Raw genomic sequence first — 605 nt, forward strand, 5'->3', positions numbered from 1 at the left:
GGGCAGAACCCGCGAACCGACATTTGGCGCTTGCCGGCCACGACATCCGCCTCGACGGCCGCTCCTATGCCGAGCAGGGCCTCGACGGCATTGCGCAGAAACACCTCGGCCCCGAGAAGGCGGCGCTCGCCCGCAAGGGTGTCGAGATGTATTTCGCGCCGGCCGATCTGGCGCGCCGGCAGGAGATGGCGGACCGCCTGTTGGCGGATCCCGAGCTTCTGCTGAAGCAGCTTGCCAATGAGCGCTCGACCTTCGATGAAAAGGATATCGCCAGGGCGCTGCATCGCTATGTCGACGATCCGGCGGATTTCACCAATATCCGTACAAGGCTGATGGCCTCGGACAACCTGGTGCTGTTGAAGCCGCAGCAGGTAGATGGTGAGAGCGGCAAGGTATCGGAGCCGGCGATCTTCACCACGCGGGAAATTCTGCGCATCGAATACGACATGGCGCAGTCGGCGCGCCTTCTGTCGGAGCGGCGGGGCTTTGCTGTCTCAGATATTGCCGTCGCGGCGGCGATCGAAAAGGTCGAGACACAGGATCCGCAAAAGCAGTTTCGCCTCGATCCCGAGCAGGTTGATGCCGTTCGTCATGTCACCCAGGAC

General features: G+C 62.6%; 1 protein-coding gene. It reads left to right on the forward strand.

The features are described from left to right. The coding region (locus EOA75_RS33605) for a MobA/MobL family protein (protein WP_164747795.1) at nt 1–605 on the forward strand (605 nt) is incomplete at both ends.

Source organism: Mesorhizobium sp. M1A.F.Ca.IN.022.07.1.1 (genome assembly GCF_003997575.1).
Classification (GTDB): Bacteria; Pseudomonadota; Alphaproteobacteria; order Rhizobiales; family Rhizobiaceae; genus Mesorhizobium.